We start from the raw sequence: 23,301 nt of genomic DNA, 5'->3' as shown, positions 1-23,301 counted from the left end.
GCGAGAGGGTACCGCCCCGCCCTGCTTGACGCGACCGGCCGACGCGTGGAAGTGCCGCGCGGTAGCCTGGGCGACACACCCCTACGGGCCTGGAAACTGGAGATCGCGTGTCAGCAGCCGAATTCGTCGTCGTCGCCAATCGCCTTCCCGTCGACCGGGACGACGACGGCGGGTGGCGCCGGTCTCCCGGCGGGCTCGTCGCCGCCCTCGAGCCGGTCATGCGCGCGTCGGAGGGCGCCTGGGTCGGCTGGCCCGGCAAACCCGACGTCGAACTCGAGCCGTTCGACTTCGACGGGATGCACCTCGTCCCCATCACGCTCACCGCATCCGACGTGGAGCTGTACTACGAGGGGTTCTCGAACGACACGATCTGGCCGCTCTACCACGACGTCATCGCCGCCCCGCTCTACAAGCGCGCCTGGTGGGAGGCCTACGTCGCGGTCAACGAGCGGTTCGCCCGAGCCGCGGCGGAGAACGCCGCCGAGGGCGCCACCGTGTGGGTGCAGGACTACCAGCTGCAGCTCGTCCCGCGGATGCTGCGGGAGCTCCGCCCCGACCTCACGATCGGCTACTTCCACCACATCCCGTTCCCGGCATACGGCCTGTACTCGCAGCTGCCGTGGCGCAAGCAGGTGCTGGAGGGCCTCCTCGGCGCCGACGTCATCGGCTTCCAGCGGAGCGCCGACGCCGGCAACTTCGCCCGTGCCGTGCGCCGTCAGCTCCGCTACGAGACCCGGGCCTCCGGCATCCGGGTGCCGAACCCGGACGGCACGTCCCGGGTGGCGCTCGCGAAGGCGTTCCCGATCTCCATCGACGCCGACCTCTACATCGAGCTGGCGCAGCGCGAGGACATCCAGGCGCGGGCGCGGGAGATCCGCGAGGAGCTCGGCAACCCGAAGAAGATCCTCCTCGGCGTCGACCGGCTCGATTACACGAAGGGCATCCGGCACCGGCTGAAGGCCTTCGGCGAACTGCTCGAGGACGGCCGGACGAGCGTCGGCGACGTGACCCTCGTGCAGGTCGCGAGCCCGAGCCGCGAGCGGGTGGCCGCGTACGTGCAGCTGCGAGACGAGATCGAGCTGACGGTCGGCCGGATCAACGGCGACTACGACACGATGAGCCACACCGCGATCCGGTACCTCCATCAGGCCTTCCCGCGCGAGGAGATGGTGGCCCTCTACCTCGCCGCCGACGTCATGCTCGTCACGGCGCTCCGCGACGGCATGAACCTCGTCGCGAAGGAGTACGTCGCCAGCCGCGTCGACAACCGCGGCGTGCTCGTGCTCAGCGAGTTCGCCGGCGCCGCGGACGAACTCGGCAGCGCCCTGCAGGTGAACCCGCACGACATCGGCGGGCTGAAGAACACGATCATGCGCGCGATCGAGATGCCCCCGGCCGAGCAGGGTCGCCGCATGCGCTCGCTCCGCCGCCGGGTCCGCGAGCACGACGTGCAGGACTGGTCGGCGGAGTTCCTCGAGGCCCTCGACCGGATGCGCCGGACGGAGAACGCATGACCGAGCCCACGACCGACACCGCAGCCGCGATCGAGCACCTCGCCGCAGCGGGCACGCTGCTGGCGGCCCTCGACTTCGACGGCACCCTCGCGCCCCGGCAGGACGACCCGATGGCGGCACGGATGCTGCCCGCCGCCCGCGACGCCGTCGAGGCGCTCGCGGCGCTCCCGCGCACGGTCGTCGCGTTCGTGTCCGGACGCAGCCTCGCCGACCTCGAGGTCATCTCCGAGTACAGCCCGGACTCGCCGATCCACCTCGCCGCATCGCACGGCGCGGAGTTCCGTCACCCGGGCGAGGCGGAGCCGGCACCTGCGCTGACGCCGAAGGAGCTCGCCGAGCGCGACCGCATCCGCGCCGACGCCGAGGCGGCCGTCGCCGACCTCCCCGAGGTGTGGATCGAGCCCAAGACCTTCGGCTTCGCCGTGCACACCCGCCTCGCGGACGACGCGGCCACGGCGACGGCGCACGAGCGGATCGAGCGGCTCATGCAGGGCCAGGAGCCCGCATGGCGCCGGCGGACCGGACACGACATCCTCGAATACGCCTCGCGGCAGGAGGGCAAGGACACGGCGGTGGCGGCGCTGCGCGACCTCGTCGGCGCCGACGCCGTGCTGTTCGCCGGCGACGACGTCACCGACGAGGACGCGCTGTCGAGCCTCGGCGCCGGCGACGTGGGCGTGCGGGTGGGGGAGGGGGACACGGCCGCGACGGTCCGGGTCCCCGACATCGAGCAGCTGGCGGCGTTCCTGTCGGCCCTCGCCGCACGTCGTGCCGACCTGGTCCGGTGAACCTGTCGAGCGGTCTTCCGACAGGCGGACGGCTATAGCAACGGCTGATACAGCGCATAAGACAACCCGTCTTCCTTGATGCCTCCGCGGCTGCGGATAGTGGAGTCACGTCCACCGGCAGGCATCGTTCACGGCACACGCCCTGGGGGCCTGGCCGGCCGGTGAACGCCAGCGCATCAAAGGAGATGAAATGGATCACCGTCGAACCCTGCGCCGGTGGCGTCGGACCGCAATGGTCACGGCCGCCGCGCTCAGCCTCACCACGATCTTCGCCGGCTGCGGAACGTCCGCACCCGCCGCCGACACCGCGTCGCAGCCCGCCGAGGACGATGTGCTCTCGATGACCGTCGCCCGCGGCGCGGTCACGATCGAGAACTCGATCCTCGCCTCGGAGAAGGGGTTCTGGGAGGAGCAAGGCCTGGACGTCGACCTCCAGATCACCGGCGGCACCGGTGGCGCGTCGACGAACTCCGCCCTCATCGCCGGTGAGATGGACGTCGCCGCGACCGACGCGGTCACCGCCGTCCGTGCCATCAACGAGGGCATGCCCATCATCGTCGTCGCCGGGACGAAGGACGCGAACCCGAACCAGGAGGGTGAGGCCTCCGACGGTCTCATCGTGCCGCCCGGCAGCCCGATCACGGACTGGAAGGACCTCAAGGGCAAGAAGATCGGCATCCCCGAGCTGGGCGGTCTTCCGCACCTGACGGTCGTCGCCGCACTCGAGGAGAACGGCATCGCGCTCGACGAGGTCGAGTTCGTGCCGGTCCCGATGGACGCGCTCACCGCGGCCGCGCAGAACGGCCAGGTCGACGCGATCTTCACCTTCAGCATCTTCCTGCTGCAGGCGGTCGACCAGGGCTTCACCCGCATCGGCACCGGCGTCCGCGAGTTCCTGCCCTACGCGCCGCAGGTCGTCTGGGTCGCCACCAAGGAGTACGCCGAGCAGAACCCGGAGGCGCTCAAGCGGTTCCTCGCCGGCCTCGCCCTCGGCACCGACTTCGGCAACGAGAACCCCGACGAGGTGCGACGCGTGTACCGCGAGAACACCGAGTACCCCGCGCCGTTCATCGACAACGTGATGCAGCTGGACGTCCTGTCCGTCGAGTTCAACAAGGGCGGCTGGGACAAGATGCTCAAGGTCATGAAGACGCTCGGCGAGGTCGACGAGGACCTGACCTTCGAGGACCTCGTCTGGGAAGGCGCTCGCTGACCGGCACCCGCCGGTGAAGCGGAGATCCAATCGTGACTTGGACGCAGACCATCCGCGCGGGCGCGGCGGCGGAATCCCGTCGCCGCGCCCTGCCGGCGCTCGCCCTCTGGCGTGCGGCGGTGCTCGTCGCGGGACTCGCACTGTGGACGGTCCTCGCCGTCGGCGGCGTGCTGCCCGGCGGGCTCGTGCCCACCCCGTGGGCCGTCGTCGTGTCGCTCGGCGAGGAGATCGTCACCCTCGGCTTCTGGGAGGCGATCGGCCTGACCCTGTGGGGAGCGGCCGTGGGCCTGGTGGCGGCCGGCGTGGTCGGGATCGCGCTCGGACTGCTCATGGGCGCTTCCGGGGCCGCGGAGCTCTCGTTCCGCGTCGTCGTCGACTTCGGCCGGGCGTTCCCCGCCGTCGCGCTCATCGCGGTGATGGTGCTCATCCTCGGCCGCGGGGTCGAGCTGAAGGCGGTGCTCGTGTTCGTCGCCGTCGTGTTCATCGTGATCGTGCAGACGCAGCAGGGCGTGCGGCGCATCCCGCCGTCCATCGTCGAGACCGCGCGTGCCTTCCAGACGCCGAAGGGCCTCCTGGTGCGCCGGGTGCTGCTGCCCTACGCCGCACCGTCGATCCTCACGGGCCTGCGCCTGGGGGCGTCGGTGGCGATCCTGGTGGCCATCTCCACCGAGGTGCTCAGCGGCGCCTCCGGCATCGGCGGACGGATCGCGGAGGCTCAGGTCGGCGCGAACGCACCGCTCGCCTATGCGTACATCGCGACCGCCGGGCTCCTCGGGTTCGGGGTCAACGTCGGCCTTGAGCGGCTGCAGAACGCGCTGGTGCGCTGGCGCCCGGCGGGGAACGGGGAGGACGCGTGAACATCCGCACCTACGGGCCGCTCGCCCGCATCCTGCTGCTGTCGTGGATGCCGATCACGCTGGTCGTGCTGTGGTGGGTCGTCTCCTCGCAGTCGACCTCGGTGTTCTGGCCGCCGCTGTCGACGATCGTCCAGTCGTTCCTCGACTGGGCGGCCTCAGGGACGCTCTGGAGCTCGCTGCTGTACAGCTTCGGGAACTACGCCGCGGCACTGGTCATCGCCGCCGTGGTCGGGATCGCGATCGGCGTCGCCATCGGCCTCATGCCGAAGGTCGGTGCGGTGCTCGCGCCCTACCTGGACTTCTTCCGCACGCTGCCCATCGTCGTGTTCGTGCCGATCGTCATCCTGACGCTCGGCGTCGGTCGCGGGCCGAAGGTGTTCCTCATCTTCCTGGCCTGCGTGTGGCCGATCCTGCTGAACGCCATCGAGGGCGTGCGCTCGATCCAGCCGAGCGTGTTCGAGACCGCTCGCGCCTACCGGATCCCGCTGTGGCTGCGGATCCGCCGCGTCGTGCTGCCCGGTGCCGCACCGCAGATCGCCATCGGCCTGCGCCTCGCGATCTCGATCGGCCTCGTCATGCTCGTGGTGAGCGAGATGTACGGCTCCACCGAGGGCGTCGGCCACTTCATCCTGCAGAGCGGGCAGCGGTTCCAGCTGCCGCAGACCTGGGCGGGCACGCTGCTCATCGGCGTGATCGGCTGGCTCATCACCGCGCTGTACCTGTTCGTCGAGCACCGGGTGCTCACCTGGACCCGTCAGGACGCCGAACCGCGTCCGGCCGGTCGAGTCTCGAAGGGAGACGCTTCATGACCAGACGCCTCGAAGGAGAGGTCGCGCTCACCGCCGCACGCGTGGGCAAGTCGTTCGGCACCGGCGCCGGACGCGTGGAGGTGATCGACGGGCTGCACCTGGAGATCCGAACGGGCGACGTCACCTGCCTCGTCGGTCCCTCCGGTGTCGGCAAGACCACCCTGCTGCGCCTCCTCGCGGGGCTCGCCGCCCCGACCACCGGCACCGTGTCGCTCGGCGACGACGTGCTCACCGGGCCGTCCTCGCAGATCGCGGTCGTGTTCCAGGACTATCGGGGCTCGCTCATGCCCTGGATGAAGGTCGCCGAGAACGTCGCCTTCCCGCTCGAGGGTCGCGGCGTGTCGAAGGCCGAACGGATGCGGCGCGCACAGGAGGCGCTCGGGATCGTGGGGCTGTCGGCCAGCGCCGACGCCTACCCCTGGCAGCTCTCCGGCGGCATGCAGCAGCGCGTCGCGATCGCCCGCGCGCTCGCGTACGACGCGCCGGTCATGCTCATGGACGAGCCGTTCGGCTCGCTCGACGCCCAGACCCGGTTCGAACTCGAGGACCTCGTGCTACGCCTGCGCAACGAGATGGGCATCACGATCGTCGTCGTCACCCACGACATCGACGAGGCCGTCTACCTCGGCGACCGCGTCGTCGTGCTCGGCGGACGGCCCTCCCGGGTGGTCGACGACGTCGACGTGCCGCTCGGCCGCGGGCGTACGCAGCTGACCACGAAGTCGACGCAGACCTTCGTGGAGCTGCGCACCCGCGTGCTCGCCGAGATCCAGCAGCACGGGCTGCCGCGGGCGGCCTCCGCATGAGCGCGACGGGGACCGCGCCCCGTCGCGGGCCGGACGCGCCGTATGCGCTCGCCCGGTTCCGCGACGGCGGCCTCGGCGTCGTCGCAGGGTCCCGCATCCTGCCCGTGACGCCGTCCGAACTCGGCGCCGCCGACCTGAACGACTTCCTCGGCCGGGGCGACTGGTCGCCGGTCGGGCGACTCGCCGCGTCGGACGGCGACTGGCGCGACCTCGTCGAGGTCGAGCTCGGCGCACCGGTCGAACCGCGCCAGGTGCTGCAGGCGGGCGCGAACTATCGCGAACACGTCATCCAGCTCATCATGGCGGGGCTCGGGGCCCACGGCCGCGAGGTGGACCCCGAGGAGGCCCGCAAGGGCGCCGAGAAGGCGATGGACGCGCGTGCCGCGAGCGGTCGACCGTTCCTCTTCCTGGGGCTGCCGACCTGCGTGGTCGGCGACGAGGAGCCGCTCGTGCTCCCCGGCTCCAGCGACGAGCACGACTGGGAGCTGGAGCTCGCCGCCGTGATCGGCGCCCCGGCGTTCCGGGTGTCCGTCGATGCGGCGCTCGAGCACGTCGCCGGGTACACGATCGTCAACGACATCTCGACGCGCGACCTCCTCTTCCCGTCGGACGCCGGGGGACTCGGCGCCGACTGGTACCGGGGGAAGAACGCCCCCGGCTTCCTGCCCACCGGGCCGTACCTCGTCCCCGCCGGGTTCGTCGACCCCGCGGACGTGCAGGTGCGGCTCGAGCTGAACGGGCAGCGCATGCAGGACGCGAACACCTCGGACCTCGTGTTCGACGTCGCGAGACTCGTGTCGGCCGCTTCGCAGACCACGACCCTGCTGCCCGGAGACCTCGTCCTCACCGGCAGTCCCGCCGGCAACGGCCAGCACTGGGGGCGGTTCCTGCGCCCGGGCGACGTCATGACCGGCAGCATCACCGGCCTCGGCACCCAGGTGGTCCGATGCGTCGCCGAGCCGGCCGCCGCCCCAGCCTGATCCGAACGGAGCACCAGATGATCACCGACGTCCACGCCCATGTGCTGCTGCCCTCGTTGCACGCCGAGGTCGAGCGGCGGGCGCCCGAGCTCGTCCGCGAGGCCGCCGAGCTCGACCTGCGCCGCAACGGCGCCGCCAGCCAGGCGGTCTCGGGGCCGATGGTCGGCGCCCGCATCGGCCGGCTGACCGACCCGGCGCTGCGCCTGGCGGACATGGACGCCGCCGGGGTCGACCGCCAGTGGGTGAGCGCCTCGCCGAACCACTTCTACCCCTGGGCGCCCGCCGAGCTCGCCGCCTGGGTCGCGACCGAGGCGAACCGGCTCGTCGCCGCACACGTCGCGAACGCGCCCGACCGGATGACGGGGCTCGGACTCGTGCCGCTCCAGCACCCCGACCTCGTCGTCGCGGCGCTGGAGGACGCGGTGCTCGGTCACGGGCTCGCGGGGGTGGAGATCCCGTCCTTCGCGGGCGACGTCGAACTCTCCGACGAGCGGCTCGAGCCCTTCTGGGCGCGGGCGGCGGAGCTCGGCGCCGTGATCTTCCTCCACCCGTTCGGATGCTCGCTGGACGAGCGCCTCGACCGGTTCTACCTCGCGAACACGGTGGGACAGCCCACGGAGAACGCCGTCGCGCTGTCGCATCTCATCTTCGCCGGGGTGCTCGACCGGCATCCCGGCCTGAAGGTCGTGGCCGCGCACGGCGGGGGATACCTGCCGACCGCCATCGGCCGCTCCGACCACGCGTGGCGGGTGCGCCCCGACGCGCGGGGCTGCACGCACACACCGTCGTCGTACCTGCGGCGCATCTGGTTCGACACCGTCGTGCACGATCACCGGCAGCTGCGCTGGCTGGTGGAGGCGGCGGGCGCCGAACGCGTCGTGCTCGGCAGCGACCACCCGTTCGACATGGGCCCCGAGGACCCGGTCGGGTTCGTCCGCGGCGCCGGGCTCCCGGATGCGGACGTCGAACGGATCCTCGCAGCGAACGCGGCCGCGCTCCTGTCGGCGCGGACGACGGCCGCCGCCGGCTGAACCGTCAGCCCATCGCCGCCGCGGCGCGCTCGAACAGCCCCCGGAACCATTCGTGCTCCGGGTCCTGCTCGTGGGCCGGGTGCCACCACAACGCCTCGATGATCGGGGCGGGTTCGAACGGGATCTCGTACACCTGCACGTCCGCGATCTGCGAGGCCACCGGGATCAGCCGGCGCTGGATGAGGCCGAACCGGTCCGTGTCCGCGACGTACAGCGGCAGCAGCGCGAAGCTCTCCACCACGGTCTGCACCCGCGGCTCCAGCCCCATCTGCTCGAGCTGACGGCCGACCGCGGTGAACGCGAAACGGGTCTGGTAGGTGAAGACCCAGGGGGAGGCGGCGAGCAGTTCGAGCGTGAGGCCGTCCGCGGCGCGGGGGTTGTCCTGCGCCGCGATCACCACCCAGTCGTCCCGCCACAGGTCGAGGTGCGGTCGGTTCACGGTGACGCCGTGGGGGAGCAGCACCCCGTCGAGGGACGCGAGCCGGGTGAGCACGTCGTCGATGCCGGACGTCGAGGTCGGCAGATACCGCATCCGCACCCCGGGCGCCTCGGCGTTCGCCAGCCGGGACACCTCGGGGCCGATCATCGTGAGCGCGTAATCGGAGCCGTAGACCGTGAACTCCCGGGTGGAGGCGGAGGGGTCCCACTGCGATTGGCTCTCGAACACCCGACGCACCGCGCTCAGCGCGTCCGCCGTGTGCTCCATGAGGCGGGTGGCGAGCGGCGTGAGCTCGTAGCGATTCCCGCGTCGGGCGAGCAGCGGGTCGTCGAAGTGGACGCGCAGGCGCGCGAGCGCCGCGCTGAGGGAGGGCTGGCTGAGATGCAGTCGCTCGGCGGCACGGGTCACGTTCCGTTCCGTGAGCAGGGCGTCGAGCGACACCAGCAGGTTCAGGTCGAGCCGCGACAGCAGGGGGTCGTCCGCCATGAGGAACTCCTTCGTCCATCACTCCAGAACTATCGGAAACGCTGATTCCGAGCATAGCGAGTATGCGGTTGTTCGATGGCTTGATCCGCTCCGAGAATCGACACAGGGCGTAAGGGTGCGCCGAGGAAAGGATCGAAGATGATCACGTTGCTGTCCCACCTGTCGTATGTCGCGCTGGAGACGCCGGATGTCGAGGCGTCGGTCGACTTCTACGTGAACCAGGTCGGCCTCACCGAGGTCGCCCGCGAGGACGACCGCGTGTACCTGCGTTGCTGGGGCGACTACTACGCGTACAGCGTCGTCATCGTCCGGGGGGACGAGCCGGCGCTGCACGCGGCGGGCTGGCGCACGACCAGCGCCGAGGCGCTCGAGGAGGCCGTGACGCGGATCGAGGCGGCGGGCGTGCAGGGCGAGTGGTTCGAAGGGCGCGACATCGGCCGCGCATACCGCTTCACCGGCCCGTGGGGGCACACCCTGGAGCTGCACTGGGACGTCGTGCACCACCGCTACGACGACGGCGAGCTGGCCTCCACCTTCCCCGACCGCCCGCAGCGCCGTCCGCGCTTCGCCGGTGCACCGCGCCAGCTCGACCACGTCACCGTCTGCGCGAGCGACGTCGACGCGTTCGCGCAGTGGTACAGCGACGTGCTGGGGTTCCGGATCATGGCCCGCACCGAGCTGGAGGAGGCGCCCGTCTCGGTGTTCTCCGTGCTCACCACGAACGAGAAGTCCCACGACCTCGGCGTCGTGCTGGACGGTTCGACCCGCGCCGGGCGCGTCAACCACTTCGCGTTCTGGTACGACACCCGCGAGGAGATGCTCATCGCCGCCGACCTCCTCATGGAGAACGGCACCATGATCGAGTACGGTCCCACGATCCACGGCATCGGCGAGCAGTCCTTCCTGTACTACCGCGACCCGTCCACGATGCGCATCGAGATCAACAGCGGCGGCTACCGCAACTACGTGCCGGACTGGACCGCGCAGACCTGGAAGACCTCGCAGGGCTCGTACGACATCTACCGCAACGCCGGCTTCCCGCTGTCGCTGTCGGACTCCTTCCCGCCCGCGGACGGACCGACCGCGACCGAGGAGGGCGTGCCGGACGAGATCAAGGCCGACCTGCTCCGGGGCCGCGTGTGAGCTCGCTGACCGAGGACCCCGCCGGGCTCGACCGCGCGGACGTGCTCGGCGAGGTCGTGGTCCGCGCCGAGGCCTACCGCAACTGGGGGCGCTGGGGCGAGGACGACCGGCTCGGCACGCTCAACTTCATCGACGACGCGAAGCGGGTGGCCGCGGCCCGGCTGGTGACGGACGGGCACGTGGTCTCCCTCGCGCAGTCGCTGGACGAGGACGGACCGCAGCGCGGTTGGAAGAAGCGCAACAACCCGGTGCACACCATGACCGGGACGGGGCTCGACCACGAGCGGAACCCCTATCTGTACCCGCAGGGCATCGGCGGGGCGGACGACGTCATCGTCATGCCGCTGCAGTGCTCGACGCAGTGGGACGGACTGGGGCACATCTTCGACCGGGGCATGGCCTGGAACGGTCGGCCCGCCGGGGTGGTGACGACCCAGGGCGACACCGTCACCGGCATCGAGCACGCCGCCGACGTCATCGTCTCCCGCGGCGTCCTGCTGGACCTCGGCCGTCACCTGCGGCCGGACACCGGCGAGCTCGAGGACGGCTACGCCATCACCGTCGGCGACCTGGAGGCCTGCATCCGCGCCCAGGGGGCGTCCGCCGCGGTGGGCCGCGGGGACATCCTCCTGGTGCGCACCGGCCAGCTCGCGCGCGTCCGCCGGGACGGATGGGGGGAGTACGCCGGCGGCGCGGCCCCGGGACTCTCGATCACGACCGCGGGGTGGATCCACCGCACCGAGATCGCCGCGATCGCGACCGACACCTGGGGGTTCGAGGTGCGGCCGAACGAGTTCGACGACTCCTTCCAGCCGCTGCACCAGATCGTGATCCCGAACATGGGACTCACCGTCGGTGAGATGTGGGACCTCGAGGAGCTGGGTCGGGCCTGCGCCGAACGCGGCCGGTACGAGTTCCTGCTTGCGGCCCAGCCGTTGCCGATCACCGGCGCGGTCGGGTCGCCCATCAACCCCGTCGCGGTCCTCTGACCGCGATGGCATCCGTGCCGTGCACACCACGAACGAGGAGGTTCAGGTGCCTGCTGTCAACACTGTCGCCGTCGTCGGGGCGGGGGTCGCCGGGATGGCCGCCGCCATCCGGCTCGCCCGCGCCGGGGTCGCCGTCGACCTCATCGAAGCGCACCCGGAGCTGACCGCGCTCGGCTCGGGGATCTCGCTGCAGGCCAACGCGCTCGCGGCGTTCGACGCGCTCGGGATCTGGGAGGAGACCTCGGCCGCGGGATACCCGTTCGACGGGCTCGTGCTGCGGCTCCCGGGCCCCGACGCGCCCGTGCTCGACCGTCGCAGCGAGGGCTCCGGCGGCGCCGGGCCGCTGCCCTCCGGCATGGGGATGCCGCGGCCCGAACTCGCGCGCATCCTGTACCGCACCGCCCTCGACGCGGGCGTGAACCCCCGCTTCGGCATCCGGGTCACCGCCGTCGAGGAGGCGGACGACCGGGTCGCCGTGATCGCCGCGGGGGGACCGGTCGGCACGTATGACCTCGTGATCGGGGCGGACGGGCTGCACTCCGCCGTCCGCGCGGCGATCGGGATCGACACGACCCCCGAGCACACCGGCATGGGCATCTGGCGCGCGTTCGTCTCGCGCCCGGCCGAGGTCGAGTGCACCGAGCTGTACTACGGCGGGCCCGCGTACATCGCCGGGTACACCCCCACCGGGGAGGACTCGATGTACGCGTTCCTCGTGTTCGACGCGGAGGACCACTTCGCGATGTCGCCCGAGGATGCGGCGCAGTTCATGATCGACCGGTCGCAGGCGTACGGCGGTCCCTGGGCGCAGGTGCGCCGCGACCTGGCGGCCGGCGACGCCGCCGTGAACTACACCTGGTTCACGCGCCACATCGTGCCCGCGCCGTGGAACCGCGGTCGCACCGTCGTCATCGGCGACGCGGCGCACTCGTGCCCGCCCACGATCGCGCAGGGCGCCGCACAGGCGCTCGAGGACGCCATGGTCCTCACCGAGCTGCTCGTCCGCGAGGACGCCGTCACCGACGCCCTGTGGGACGAGTTCCACCGCCGCCGGATCGGGCGCGCCACGGCGGTCGTGGACGCGTCCGTGCAGCTCGCCGAGTGGCAGCGCGACGGGCAGGACCACGCGGCGGACATGCCGCGGCTCATCGGAGAACTCGGCCGGCGCCTGGCGCAGACGGCCTGACGCGGGAGGGGAGTCGGATGCGGATCGCACGCTGGGAGCGCGAGGGGGAGACCCGCGAGGGCTTCGTGATCGACGGGAAGGCGGTGCCGTTCCCGACCGGGACGACGGTCGCCGTTCTCCTGCGGGCCGGGCTCGCACGGGTGCCGGAGGTCGCGGCGTCGGTGGACCCGGCGACCGGGGTGCCGGTCGAGGAGGTCCGGCTGCTGCCGCCGCTCGTCCCCGCGGCGGTGCGCGACTTCGCGGTGTTCGAGGAGCACGTGGAGGGGATGAGCGCGGGGCCCGACGGGCGCCCGAACGTGCCGGACGCCTGGTACGTGCAGCCCACGTTCTACTTCACGAACCCGCACACCGTGCTGGGCTCGGGCGGCCGCATCCGTCCTCCCGCGACCGAACGGCTCGACTACGAGCTCGAGGTCGCCGTCGTCCTCGGCGGCGCGCCGGGGGAGGACCTCACCCCCGAGCAGGCCGAGGCGCACATCTTCGGCTACGTGATCATGAACGACTGGTCGGCTCGCGACATCCAGAACCGCGAGATGAACGTGCGGCTCGGGCCGGCCAAGGGCAAGGACTTCGGCACGTCGCTCGGGCCCTGGATCGTCACGGCCGACGAGGTCGCCGACCGGATCGACGAGGACGGCTTCCTCGCCCTGCGCGCCGAGGTCTACGTCAACGGGGAGCTCACCGGCGCCGACCTGCTCTCGAACATGTCGTGGACGTTCCCGGAGCTCATCTCCTACGCCGCCCGCGCCTCGCGCGTGGTCGCCGGCGACGTCATCGGTTCGGGGACCGTCGGCAACGGCGGCTGCCTGGCCGAGTTGTGGGGCCTGGCCGGCGGGCGGCTCACCCCGCCGCCGCTCGTCGAGGGCGACGTCGTCGCGATGCGCGTGGAACGGCTGGGCGAGCTCGTCGGCGTGGTGGGGGAGGCGCGGCCGCCGCAGACGCTGCCGCCCGCTCGACGCCGACCCGTGCCGCGCGCCCGCGAGGCGGCCGCCCCGGCAATAGACTGAGGCTGTGAAGCACCCGGACGAATCCATCGACATCAAGCCGCGCAGCCGTACGGTCACGCACGGCATCGAAGCCACCACCTCCCGCGGCATGCTGCGGGGCGTGGGCATGGGCGATGAGGACTGGGACAAGCCCCAGATCGGCATCGCGTCGAGCTGGAACGAGATCACCCCCTGCAACCTCAGCCTCGACCGGCTCGCGCAGGGCGCCAAGGCGGGCGTCCACGCGGGCGGCGGCTACCCGCTGCAGTTCGGCACGATCTCCGTCTCCGACGGCATCTCGATGGGCCACGAGGGGATGCACTTCTCGCTCGTCTCGCGCGAGGTCATCGCCGACTCCGTGGAGACGGTCGTCATGGCCGAGCGCCTGGACGGCACCGTGCTCCTCGCCGGGTGCGACAAGTCGATCCCCGGGATGCTGATGGCCTCGGCCCGCCTCGACCTGTCGAGCGTCTTCCTCTACGCCGGCTCGATCGCGCCGGGCTGGGTGAAGCTCACCGACGGCACGCTCAAGGAGATCACGATCGTCGACTCCTTCGAGGGCGTCGGCGCGTGCCTCGCCGGCCGCATGAGCGAGGAGGACCTCAAGCGCATCGAGTGCTCCTTCGCCCCGGGCGAGGGCGCCTGCGGCGGCATGTACACCGCCAACACGATGGCCTCGGTCGCCGAGGCGCTCGGGCTGAGCCTCCCCGGCTCCGCCGCCCCGCCCTCCGCCGACCGTCGCCGCGACTACTACGCGCACCGCTCCGGCGAGGCCGTCATCAACCTGCTCAAGCAGGGCATCACCACGCGCGACATCCTCACCCCCGAGGCGTTCGAGAACGCGATCGCCCTCGCCATGGCGCTCGGCGGTTCCACGAACGTCATCCTGCACCTGCTCGCCATCGCGCACGAGGCGCAGGTCGAGCTGAACCTGCACGACTTCAACCGCATCGGCGACAAGGTCCCGCACGTGGCCGACATGAAGCCGTTCGGCAAGTACGTCATGAACGACGTCGACAAGCACGGCGGCATACCGGTCATCATGAAGGCCATGCTCGACGAGGGCCTGCTGCACGGCGACGCGCTCACCGTCACCGGCAAGACCCTCGCCGAGAACCTCCGCGACCTGAACCCCGACCCGGTCGACGGCGAGGTCATCCACCGGTTCGACGACCCGATCCACGCCACCGGCGGGCTCACGGTCCTGCACGGCTCGATCGCGCCGGAGGGGGCCGTCGTGAAGTCGGCCGGCTTCGATGCGAACGTGTTCGAGGGCCCCGCCCGGGTCTTCGAGCGCGAGCGTGCCGCGATGGACGCGCTGGAGGCCGGGGAGATCAAGGCCGGCGACGTGGTCGTCATCCGCTACGAGGGCCCGAAGGGCGGCCCCGGCATGCGCGAGATGCTCGCGATCACGGCGGCCATCAAGGGCGCAGGGCTCGGAAAAGATGTACTACTCTTGACGGACGGACGATTCTCAGGCGGCACAACCGGCCTGTGCATCGGCCACATAGCACCCGAAGCGGTGGACGGCGGTCCAATCGCATTCGTGCGCGATGGTGATCTGATTCGGGTCGATATCGCAGCCCGCTCGCTCGACCTACTCGTCGACGAGTCGGAGCTCAACTCCCGCCGCGACGGCTGGGAGCCCCTCCCCCCGCGCTATACCCGTGGCGTCCTTGCCAAGTACTCCAAGCTCGTGCACTCTGCCGCGCAGGGTGCCGTGACGGGGTAACAGGCTCGTTCCCATTCACCCATCTCGTATCGAGGTATCCGTATGTCATCCGACATCGCCCCGGCCGTGCCCCGGCCGCCTGCCCGCAACGCCTCCGCACCCGTCCTGACGGGTGCCCAGGCCGTGGTCCGCTCGCTCGACATGCTGGGGGTGACCGACGTCTTCGGTCTCCCCGGCGGTGCGATCATGCCGGTCTACGACCCGCTCATGGACGATGAGGCGGTCCGCCACATCCTCGTCCGTCACGAGCAGGGTGCGGGGCACGCGGCCGAGGGCTACGCCGCGGCGTCCGGGCGCGTCGGCGTCGCGATCGCGACCTCGGGGCCCGGGGCGACGAACCTGGTGACCGCGATCGCGGACGCCTACATGGACTCGGTGCCGCTCGTGTGCATCACCGGGCAGGTGTTCTCCACCCTCATGGGCACGGACGCCTTCCAGGAGGCCGACATCGTCGGCATCACGATGCCGATCACCAAGCACTCCTTCCTGGTGAAGACCGCCGAGGAGATCCCCGGTGCGATCGCCGCGGCCTTCGAGATCGCGAGCACCGGCCGTCCCGGTCCCGTGCTCGTGGACATCACGAAGGACGCGCAGCAGGCCGAGGCGCCGTTCATCTGGCCGCCGAAGATCGACCTGCCCGGGTACCGCCCGGTGACCAAGGCCCACGGCAAGCAGATCCAGGCCGCCGCGCAGCTGCTCGCCAAGGCCTCGAAGCCCGTGCTGTACGTGGGCGGCGGCGTGATCCGCGCGCACGCGTCGGAGGAGCTGAAGACGCTCGCCGAGGCGACCGGCGCGCCGGTCGTGACGACCCTCATGGCCCGCGGCGCGTTCCCCGACTCGCACCCGCAGCACCTCGGCATGCCCGGCATGCACGGCACGGTGCCCGCCGTGCTCGCGCTGCAGGAGTCCGACCTCATCGTCGCCCTGGGCGCCCGCTTCGACGACCGCGTGACCGGCAAGGTGTCGCAGTTCGCGCCGCACGCACAGGTGGTGCACGTCGACATCGACCCGGCCGAGATCTCCAAGATCCGCACCGCGGACGTGCCGATCGTCGGCGACGTGCGCGACGTGCTCATCGACCTCGACGCCGCATTCCAGGGCGCGGGGGAGAAGCCCGACCTGACCGCGTGGTGGGCCTACCTCGACGGGCTGCGCGAGCAGTTCCCGCTCGGGTACGCACCCACGACCGACGGCCTGCTCGCCCCGCAGCACGTCATCCAGCGCATCGGCGAGCTCACCGGCCCCGAGGGCGTGTACGTCGCGGGCGTCGGCCAGCATCAGATGTGGGCGGCGCAGTTCATCAAGTACGAGCGTCCCAACGCGTGGCTGAACTCCGGCGGCGCCGGCACGATGGGCTACGCCGTGCCCGCGGCGATGGGTGCGAAGGTCGCGCAGCCCGAGCGTCCGGTGTGGGCGATCGACGGCGACGGATGCTTCCAGATGACCAATCAGGAGCTCGCGACCTGCGTCATCAACGACATCCCGATCAAGGTCGCGATCATCAACAACTCCTCGCTCGGCATGGTGCGCCAGTGGCAGACGCTGTTCTTCGACGGCCGCCACTCCAACACCGACCTGAACACCGGTCACGGCACCGCCCGCATCCCCGACTTCGTCAAGCTCGCCGAGGCCTACGGCTGCCTCGCGATCCGGGTGGAGAAGGAGGAGGAGATCGACGCGGCGATCACGCTCGCCCTCGAGACCAACGACCGTCCGGTCGTGATCGACTTCGTCGTCTCCGCCGACGCCATGGTGTGGCCGATGGTGCCGCAGGGCGCCAGCGCGAGCTACATCCAGTACGCCCGCGACCACTCGCCCGCATTCGATGAGGAGGCCTGAGATGACCAGTCACGTGTTGAGCCTCCTCGTCGAGGACAAGCCCGGTCTGCTGACCCGCGTCGCGGGGCTGTTCGCCCGCCGCGGCTTCAACATCGAGTCGCTCGCGGTGGGCGTCACCGAGGTGCCGGGGCTCTCCCGCATCACGGTCGTCGTGGACGTCGACGAGCTCCCGCTCGAGCAGGTCACGAAGCAGCTGAACAAGCTCGTCAACGTGATCAAGATCGTCGAGCTGGACGCCGCCTCCTCGGTGCAGCGCCAGCACATGCTCATCAAGGTGCGCGCCGACAACCAGACGCGGTCGAACGTGCTGGAGGTCGTGAACCTCTTCCGCGCGCAGATCGTGGACTACGCGCCGGACGCGCTCGTCATCGAGGTGACCGGCGACCAGGGCAAGATCGAGGCGTTCCTGCGCGCCCTGGAGCCGTTCGGCGTGAAGGAGCTCGCCCAGTCGGGTCTGCTCGCGATCGGCCGCGGCGGCAAGTCCATCACCGAGCGGGTGCTGCGCGGCTGAGTCGCCGCCCGTCACCGACTTCTGAACCTTCGGAAACAAGGAGAAAACACACACATGGCTGAGATCTTCTACGACGCCGACGCTGACCTCGCCCTGATCCAGGGCAAGAAGGTCGCGATCGTCGGCTACGGCTCGCAGGGCCACGCCCACGCGCAGAACCTGCGCGACTCCGGCGTCGAGGTCGTCATCGCCCTCAAGGAGGGCTCGAAGTCCATCGCGAAGGCGCAGGAGGACGGCTTCGAGGTCAAGACCGTCGCGGACGCCACCGAGTGGGCCGACCTGATCATGATCCTCGCGCCGGACCAGCACCAGCGCGGCATCTACAACGACGAGATCAAGCCGCGCCTGACCGCCGGCAAGACCCTCGCCTTCGCGCACGGCTTCAACATCCGCTTCGGCTACATCGAGGCCCCCGAGGGCGTCGACGTCGTCCTCGTCGCGCCGAAGGCCCCGGGTCACACCGTGCGTCGCGAGTTCGTCGCCGGCCGCGGCATCCCGGACATCATCGCGGTCGAGTCGGACGCCTCGGGCACCGCCTGGGCGACCGCGCTCTCGTACGCGAAGGCGATCGGCGGCACCCGCGCCGGCGTCATCAAGACCACGTTCACCGAGGAGACCGAGACCGACCTGTTCGGCGAGCAGGCCGTACTCTGCGGTGGTGTCTCGCAGCTGATCCAGTACGGCTTCGAGACCCTCACCGAGGCGGGCTACCAGCCGCAGATCGCCTACTTCGAGGTGCTGCACGAGCTGAAGCTCATCGTCGACCTCATGTGGGAGGGCGGCATCGCCAAGCAGCGCTGGTCGGTCTCCGACACGGCCGAGTACGGCGACTACGTCTCCGGCCCCCGCGTCGTCGACCCGCGCGTCAAGGAGAACATGCAGGGCGTGCTCGCCGACATCCAGTCGGGCGCCTTCGCGAAGCGCTTCATCGACGACCAGGACAACGGCGCCACGGAGTTCCTCGAGCTCCGCGAGAAGGCCGCGCAGCACCCGATCGAGCAGGTCGGCCGCGAGCTGCGCGCCCTGTTCGCCTGGAAGCAGCAGGACGCGGACTACACCGAGGGCTCGGCCGCGCGCTGACCCTCCGCACCACCGCCGCGACGGCGCCCGGGATCCGCTCCCGGGCGCCGTCGCCGTCTAGGCTGGAGACCATGGCACGACGCGACGACGACGCCCTCAGCTGGGGAGACGACGACCCGACGCTCGACGTCGGCGACGACGGCGTCGAGTGGGACGACGAACCCGCGGCACCCGCACCAGCGGCGCCCGCACCGGCCGCATCCGGCATGGTCACCGCCCGGGTCACCGGGCCCGACGGGGTCGTCCGCACCCGTGAGGTGCTGCACCCGCACGCCGACGACCGCGGCCGGACGCGGACGCGCGCCGCCGCCGACCCCGACGCCCCGCTCGGCAGCGTCGCCCTCGTCACCCTCGGGGTGCTCGGCGGGATCTACGCCCTCTTCGCGCTCGGCTGGTTCCTGTCCGGGTCGCGCTTCCAGGTGTGGGGCCTGCTGTTCGTGCAGCCGGCCGGCTACGTCGCCGCCTGGATCCTCGCGACCGCCGCGCCGATCGCGTGGTTCGTCTCGGTGCTCGTGCTCGCCCGGCGTCGCGCGGTCTGGCAGCGGGTGCTCCTGCTCGTGGCCGGAATGATCGTGCTCGTCCCGTGGCCCTTCCTCATGACGGGAGTCGGCGCATGACCGTGGACACCGCCCCTGCATCCGGACGCCGGCCCGCGCCCCGCTGGCTCGTCGGCGTGCTCACCGGACTCTTCGGCCTCTGCTACGCCTACGCCGTCTGGGGCGCCGTCGGGTTCCTCGTTCAGCAGGCGAACGGCGACGCCGGGCTCACCGGCTACGGCTGGTTCGTGCTGCTCATGCCCGTCGTCTTCCCGGCGATCGTGTTCGCCGCCGCGTTCGTGCTCACCCGCCGTCGCGGGATCGTGCCGCTCGTCCTGGCGCAGCTGACCGGGCTGACCCTGGTCGCCGCGTTCTGGATGAACGTTTTTGCTCTGGCGGTCACTTCCGCCGCAATTTACAACGCGGTGTGACGGCGGGGCCGGGGGAGCCGGGGTCCGCGCGGTAGTCTGGGTCTGTTCGCCGTCGCCAGGCGTGCGGACCATCCCCATTCCGCATCCGCCACGCGCGGACGCCTCGTGACGCCCGAAGGACCTTTCCGTGAGCAAGCCTGTCGTCCTCATTGCCGAACAACTCTCACCCGCCACGATCGACGCCCTCGGACCCGACTTCGAGATCCGCCACGTGGACGGCGCCGACCGCTCGGCGCTCCTGCCCGCACTGGCCGACGCGCATGCGGTGCTCATCCGCTCCGCCACGAAGATGGACGCCGAGGCCATCGCCGCGGCCCCCGCGCTGAAGGTCATCGCCCGCGCCGGCGTTGGCCTGGACAACGTCGACATCAAGGCCGCGACCGCCGCCGGCGTCATGGTCGTCAACGCGCCCACGTCGAACATCATCTCCGCCGCCGAACTCACGGTGGGCCACGTGCTCAGCCTCGCCCGCCACATCCCGGCCGCCCACGCCTCGCTCTCCGCCGGCGCCTGGAAGCGCAGCTCCTTCACCGGCACCGAGCTGTTCGAGAAGACCGTCGGCATCATCGGCCTCGGGCGCATCGGTGCCCTCATCGCCGCGCGCCTGCAGGCGTTCGACATGCGCGTCGTCGCGTACGACCCCTACGTCACCAGCACGCGCGCCCAGCAGCTCGGCGTCGAGCTCCTCTCGCTCGACGAGCTCCTCGAGCAGAGCGATTTCGTCAGCATCCACATGCCGAAGACCCCCGAGACCACGGGCATGATCGGCATCGACCAGCTGCGCCGGATGAAGCGCACGGCGTACATCGTCAACGTCGCCCGCGGCGGCCTGATCGACGAGGACGCGCTGTACAAGGCACTGACCACGCACGAGATCGCCGGCGCCGGCCTCGACGTCTTCACCAGCGAGCCCCCGCAGGAGGGCGGCTCGGCCCACCGCCTGCTCGACCTGCCGAACGTCATCGTGACCCCGCACCTCGGCGCCTCCACCGAAGAGGCGCAGGAGAAGGCAGGCATCTCGGTCGCGAAGTCCGTCAAGCTCGCGCTCGAGGGCGACCTCGTGCCGGATGCGGTCAACGTCGCCGGCGGCGTGATCGACCCGTTCGTGCGGCCCGGCATCGCGCTGGTGGAGGCCCTCGGCCAGTTCTTCAGCGGGCTGGCGGGCAGCGCGCTCGTCAACCTCGACATCGAGGTGCGCGGCGAGCTCGCCGCCTACGACGTCAGCGTCTACCGCCTCGCGGCGCTGAAGGGCATCTTCAGCCGCATCGTCAGCGAGAACGTGTCCTACGTGAACGCGCCGCTGTTCGCCGAGCAGCGCGGTGTCGAGTCCCGCCTGATCGTCGAGGCCGAGAGCCCGCTGTACCGCAACATCACGGTGCTCCGCGGCACCCTGGCCGACGGATCCGTGCTCGAGGTCGCCGGTACCCTCGCCGGCACCCGCATGATCCCGAAGGTCGTCGGCATCAACGGCTACGAGATCGAGGTGCCGATCTCGCAGCACCACATCGTCATGCGCTACGCCGACCGCCCGGGCGTCGTCGCCATCTACGGCCAGGAGCTCGGCGCCGCCGGCATCAACATCGAGGGCCTGCAGGTGGCGGCCCCCGACGCGACCGGCCGTGCCCTGTCGGTGCTGACCATCAGCTCGCCGGTCTCCGACGACCTGCTCGCCGCCATGCGCGGCGCGGTCGGCGCCGACCTGTTCCGTCAGATCGAGATCACCGAGGCCTGACGCCCGGAACCGCTCAGCCCGTGGCCCTGGTCGCTCGTTCGACCAGGGCCACGAGTGCGTCCATGGCGGGCCCCGACGGGACGGGGCCCGCGACCGCGGCGTTGCCGTCGGGCTGGGCGTAGTTCGCATACAGGCCGTCGCTCACCAGCAGCACGAGGTCGAGTGCGACGTCGTCGGCGACGTACGGTCGCAGGGCGTCCGCCCAGGCCGCGCGGGTGCGCACGATGGCATCCCGTGCGGCGGCGCTGCCCGACTGCGCGAGCCGGGAGGCGGCGACGAGGGCGCGGTCCAGCGCGTCGTCCGCCTTCGCGGAGGTGCGCAGGAAGTACGCGACCGGGCCCTCGGGGGAGGCGGCCATGTCGGCGAGGTCGGCGGCGAGCAGCGTGTCGAGGCGGTCCAGGATGCCCTGCTCCAGGGCCTCCTTCGAACCGAAGTGGTAGAGCAGGCCGCCCTTGGAGACCCCGGCGGCCCGCGCCGTGGCATCCATCGTGGCCGCGCGCGCACCCTCGTCGAGCAGGATGCGCTCGAAGGCGTCGAGCACCTTCTCACGGGCGTGGGGGGGACGGCTCATGCGCTCGATGCTATCGACGGGGTGGTGTGCACCGTGATACTGTACCAGCTGGACGGTATAGAAACATGACACTGACAGACGACATCCGCATCGCAGAGGCCGGCGGCACCCCCGCGGGGTGGCGTGGCTGGACCGCGCTCGTGGTCCTCATGCTCCCGGTGCTGCTCGTCTCGGTCGACAACACCGTGCTCTCGATCGCGCTGCCCGAGATCGCGCTCGCGCTGCAGCCCGCGTCCGCCCAGCAGCTCTGGATGCTCGACGCCTACCCGCTCGTGCTCGCGGGTCTGCTCGTCACCATGGGCACCATGGGGGACCGGTTCGGCCGGCGCCGGATGCTGCTCATCGGCGCCACCGGGTTCGCCGTCGTGTCCGCCTTCGGCGCCTTCGCCCCCGACGCGGGCACGCTCATCCTCGTCCGTGCCCTGCTCGGGGTCTTCGGCGCGATGCTGATGCCCGCCACCCTGTCGCTGCTGCGGAGCGTCTTCACCCGCCGCGCGGAACGCCGGCTCGCGATCGCCGTCTGGGCCGCCGGCTTCTCCGCCGGCGCCGCGCTGGGCCCCATCGTCGGCGGGCTGCTGCTCGAGCACTTCAGCTGGGGGAGCGTCTTCCTCCTGGCCGTGCCGGTGCTCGTGCCGCTCCTCGTCCTGGCGCCGATCTTCGTGCCCGAGAGCCGCGACCCGGCGCCCGGCCGTATCGACCCGCTCAGCATCCTGCTGTCCATGGCGACCATGGTCCCGGTCGCCTTCGGCATCAAGGAGTTCGCGGTCCACGGACTCGCCGTCGTGCCCGTGGTCGCGGTGCTCGTCGGCGTCGGTTTCGGCGTGCTGTTCGTGCGGCGGCAGCTCCGCTCGGCCGCGCCCATGCTCGACATGCGCCTGTTCGCCCGCGCCGGCTTCAGTGGGGCGCTCATGGTGAACCTCCTCAGTGTCGTCGCCCTCGTCGGGTTCATGTACTTCGTCGCGCAGCACCTGCAGCTCATCCTCGGGCTCTCGCCGATGGCGTCGGGGCTCGCCCTCGTCCCCGGCCTCGCGCTGATGATCCTCGCCGGCCTCGTCGTCGTGCCGATCGCCGCACGGGTGAGCCCGGCGATCGTCATCCCGGCGGCGCTCGCGTGCTCCGTGATCGGGTACCTGCTCGCGGCCGTCGTCGGCATGGGCGGCGACCTCCTCGTGCTCATCGTCGCGTTCTGCGCGCTCGGCATCGGGATCGGCGCGGCCGAGACGGTCTCCAACGAACTCATCCTCGCCAACGCCCCGCCCGCCAAGGCCGGCGCCGCGAGCGCGGTGTCGGAGACGGCGTACGAGGTCGGCGCGCTGCTGGGCACCACCGTGCTCGGCGGCATCCTCACGGCGCTCTACCGCAGCGGCCTCGTGATCCCGGCCGGGACGGATGCGGCCGGCGCCGCGGCCGCGCGCGAGACGCTGGCCGGCGCGGTCGCGGCCGCCGACGCGCTCGGCCCCGCGGGCGACGCCCTCCGGGAGGCGGCAGCGCGCGCGTTCGACGCCGGCGTCGTGACGACCTCGCTCATCGGCGCCGGGCTCGTCGTCACGGCCGGGGTGATCGCGGCGACTACGCTGAGAAGGTCCCGTAACGCGTCATGACGCGCCAGAGCACGCCGTGACGTGGAATCCGATCGAGGAGA

The 23,301-nt window shown here is 71.3% G+C and carries 22 protein-coding genes; 20 read left to right on the top strand and 2 right to left on the bottom strand.

What is annotated here, in order from left to right:
* Nucleotides 1–107: 107 nt before the first annotated feature.
* From ACWAUO_RS07295 to ACWAUO_RS07260, 8 genes are all read left to right on the top strand, one after another.
* On the top strand, nucleotides 108–1,514 hold the full coding sequence (locus ACWAUO_RS07295) for an alpha,alpha-trehalose-phosphate synthase (UDP-forming) (protein ID WP_460774274.1): 1,407 nt from the start codon (nucleotides 108–110) through the stop codon (nucleotides 1,512–1,514).
* Complete coding sequence (otsB, locus tag ACWAUO_RS07290; RefSeq protein ID WP_460774272.1) at nucleotides 1,511–2,302, top strand: trehalose-phosphatase; 792 nt, start codon at nucleotides 1,511–1,513, stop codon at nucleotides 2,300–2,302. The genes ACWAUO_RS07295 and otsB overlap by 4 nt, the downstream gene beginning before the upstream one ends.
* A 190-nt stretch (nucleotides 2,303–2,492) precedes the next feature.
* Entirely contained in the window at nucleotides 2,493–3,515 is a 1,023-nt protein-coding gene (locus tag ACWAUO_RS07285; RefSeq protein ID WP_460774271.1) for an ABC transporter substrate-binding protein, read from the top strand.
* 32 nt (nucleotides 3,516–3,547) lie between these two features.
* Nucleotides 3,548–4,372, top strand: a complete 825-nt coding sequence (locus tag ACWAUO_RS07280; RefSeq protein WP_460774270.1) for an ABC transporter permease — start codon at nucleotides 3,548–3,550, stop codon at nucleotides 4,370–4,372.
* A complete protein-coding gene (locus tag ACWAUO_RS07275) occupies nucleotides 4,369–5,181 on the top strand; it encodes an ABC transporter permease (protein ID WP_460774268.1) in 813 nt (270 codons plus the stop codon). Before ACWAUO_RS07280 ends, ACWAUO_RS07275 begins: the two co-directional genes overlap by 4 nt.
* Entirely contained in the window at nucleotides 5,178–5,987 is an 810-nt protein-coding gene (locus ACWAUO_RS07270) for an ABC transporter ATP-binding protein (RefSeq protein WP_460774267.1), read from the top strand. The genes ACWAUO_RS07275 and ACWAUO_RS07270 overlap by 4 nt, the downstream gene beginning before the upstream one ends.
* Nucleotides 5,984–6,967 carry a fumarylacetoacetate hydrolase family protein gene (locus ACWAUO_RS07265; protein WP_460774265.1) on the top strand — a complete coding sequence of 328 codons (984 nt, stop codon included), beginning with the start codon at nucleotides 5,984–5,986 and terminating at the stop codon, nucleotides 6,965–6,967. Before ACWAUO_RS07270 ends, ACWAUO_RS07265 begins: the two co-directional genes overlap by 4 nt.
* Before the next feature lie 17 nt (nucleotides 6,968–6,984).
* Complete coding sequence (locus ACWAUO_RS07260) at nucleotides 6,985–7,998, top strand: amidohydrolase family protein (RefSeq protein WP_460774263.1); 1,014 nt, start codon at nucleotides 6,985–6,987, stop codon at nucleotides 7,996–7,998.
* Between the two features lie 4 nt (nucleotides 7,999–8,002).
* Here ACWAUO_RS07260 and ACWAUO_RS07255 read toward each other — a convergent pair whose 3' ends face one another.
* Nucleotides 8,003–8,923, bottom strand: a complete 921-nt coding sequence (locus tag ACWAUO_RS07255) for a LysR family transcriptional regulator (RefSeq protein ID WP_460774262.1) — start codon at nucleotides 8,921–8,923, stop codon at nucleotides 8,003–8,005.
* 138 nt (nucleotides 8,924–9,061) lie between these two features.
* On the opposite strand from ACWAUO_RS07255, the gene ACWAUO_RS07250 reads away from it, so the two are divergent.
* From ACWAUO_RS07250 to serA, 11 genes are all read left to right on the top strand, one after another.
* Nucleotides 9,062–10,066, top strand: a complete 1,005-nt coding sequence (locus tag ACWAUO_RS07250) for a VOC family protein (RefSeq protein ID WP_460774260.1) — start codon at nucleotides 9,062–9,064, stop codon at nucleotides 10,064–10,066.
* The gene (locus ACWAUO_RS07245; protein WP_460774258.1) at nucleotides 10,063–11,055 is read left to right on the top strand and encodes a cyclase family protein; all 993 of its coding nucleotides are present in this window, start codon (nucleotides 10,063–10,065) and stop codon (nucleotides 11,053–11,055) included. The genes ACWAUO_RS07250 and ACWAUO_RS07245 overlap by 4 nt, the downstream gene beginning before the upstream one ends.
* 46 nt (nucleotides 11,056–11,101) lie before the next feature.
* Nucleotides 11,102–12,241: an FAD-dependent monooxygenase gene (locus ACWAUO_RS07240; protein WP_460774257.1), complete on the top strand. Its 1,140-nt coding sequence runs from the start codon at nucleotides 11,102–11,104 to the stop codon at nucleotides 12,239–12,241.
* A 17-nt stretch (nucleotides 12,242–12,258) separates the two neighbouring features.
* Nucleotides 12,259–13,248, top strand: coding sequence for a fumarylacetoacetate hydrolase family protein (locus ACWAUO_RS07235; RefSeq protein WP_460774256.1), 990 nt, complete (start codon nucleotides 12,259–12,261; stop codon nucleotides 13,246–13,248).
* A 4-nt stretch (nucleotides 13,249–13,252) separates the two neighbouring features.
* Nucleotides 13,253–14,959: a dihydroxy-acid dehydratase gene (gene ilvD, locus ACWAUO_RS07230; protein WP_460774254.1), complete on the top strand. Its 1,707-nt coding sequence runs from the start codon at nucleotides 13,253–13,255 to the stop codon at nucleotides 14,957–14,959.
* A gap of 42 nt (nucleotides 14,960–15,001) precedes the next feature.
* Nucleotides 15,002–16,798 carry an acetolactate synthase large subunit gene (locus ACWAUO_RS07225; protein ID WP_460774253.1) on the top strand — a complete coding sequence of 599 codons (1,797 nt, stop codon included), beginning with the start codon at nucleotides 15,002–15,004 and terminating at the stop codon, nucleotides 16,796–16,798.
* A 1-nt stretch (nucleotide 16,799) separates the two neighbouring features.
* The gene (gene ilvN / locus ACWAUO_RS07220) at nucleotides 16,800–17,309 is read left to right on the top strand and encodes an acetolactate synthase small subunit (RefSeq protein WP_460774251.1); all 510 of its coding nucleotides are present in this window, start codon (nucleotides 16,800–16,802) and stop codon (nucleotides 17,307–17,309) included.
* Nucleotides 17,310–17,363: 54 nt separating this feature from the next.
* On the top strand, nucleotides 17,364–18,389 hold the full coding sequence (ilvC, locus tag ACWAUO_RS07215) for a ketol-acid reductoisomerase (RefSeq protein WP_460774250.1): 1,026 nt from the start codon (nucleotides 17,364–17,366) through the stop codon (nucleotides 18,387–18,389).
* A 71-nt stretch (nucleotides 18,390–18,460) separates the two neighbouring features.
* Nucleotides 18,461–19,006: a DNA polymerase III subunit gamma/tau gene (locus ACWAUO_RS07210; RefSeq protein WP_460774249.1), complete on the top strand. Its 546-nt coding sequence runs from the start codon at nucleotides 18,461–18,463 to the stop codon at nucleotides 19,004–19,006.
* Nucleotides 19,003–19,356 (top strand): hypothetical protein, encoded by a 354-nt coding sequence (locus ACWAUO_RS07205; RefSeq protein ID WP_460774247.1) that lies wholly within the window; start codon nucleotides 19,003–19,005, stop codon nucleotides 19,354–19,356. The genes ACWAUO_RS07210 and ACWAUO_RS07205 overlap by 4 nt, the downstream gene beginning before the upstream one ends.
* A 127-nt stretch (nucleotides 19,357–19,483) precedes the next feature.
* Nucleotides 19,484–21,088, top strand: a complete 1,605-nt coding sequence (gene serA, locus ACWAUO_RS07200) for a phosphoglycerate dehydrogenase (protein WP_460774246.1) — start codon at nucleotides 19,484–19,486, stop codon at nucleotides 21,086–21,088.
* 13 nt (nucleotides 21,089–21,101) lie between these two features.
* On the opposite strand, the gene ACWAUO_RS07195 is transcribed toward serA, so the two are convergent.
* Nucleotides 21,102–21,659: a TetR/AcrR family transcriptional regulator gene (locus ACWAUO_RS07195; RefSeq protein WP_460774245.1), complete on the bottom strand. Its 558-nt coding sequence runs from the start codon at nucleotides 21,657–21,659 to the stop codon at nucleotides 21,102–21,104.
* Between the two features lie 65 nt (nucleotides 21,660–21,724).
* Here ACWAUO_RS07195 and ACWAUO_RS07190 point away from each other — a divergent pair, with 65 nt between their 5' ends.
* Nucleotides 21,725–23,260 carry an MFS transporter gene (locus ACWAUO_RS07190; RefSeq protein ID WP_460774244.1) on the top strand — a complete coding sequence of 512 codons (1,536 nt, stop codon included), beginning with the start codon at nucleotides 21,725–21,727 and terminating at the stop codon, nucleotides 23,258–23,260.
* The last annotated feature ends 41 nt before the right edge of the window (nucleotides 23,261–23,301 follow it).

The sequence above is a fragment of the Microbacterium sp. GXF7504 genome (assembly GCF_054798235.1).
The sequence above is the reverse complement of the archived record's forward strand: the minus strand, read 5'-3'. Positions and strand labels throughout refer to the sequence as shown.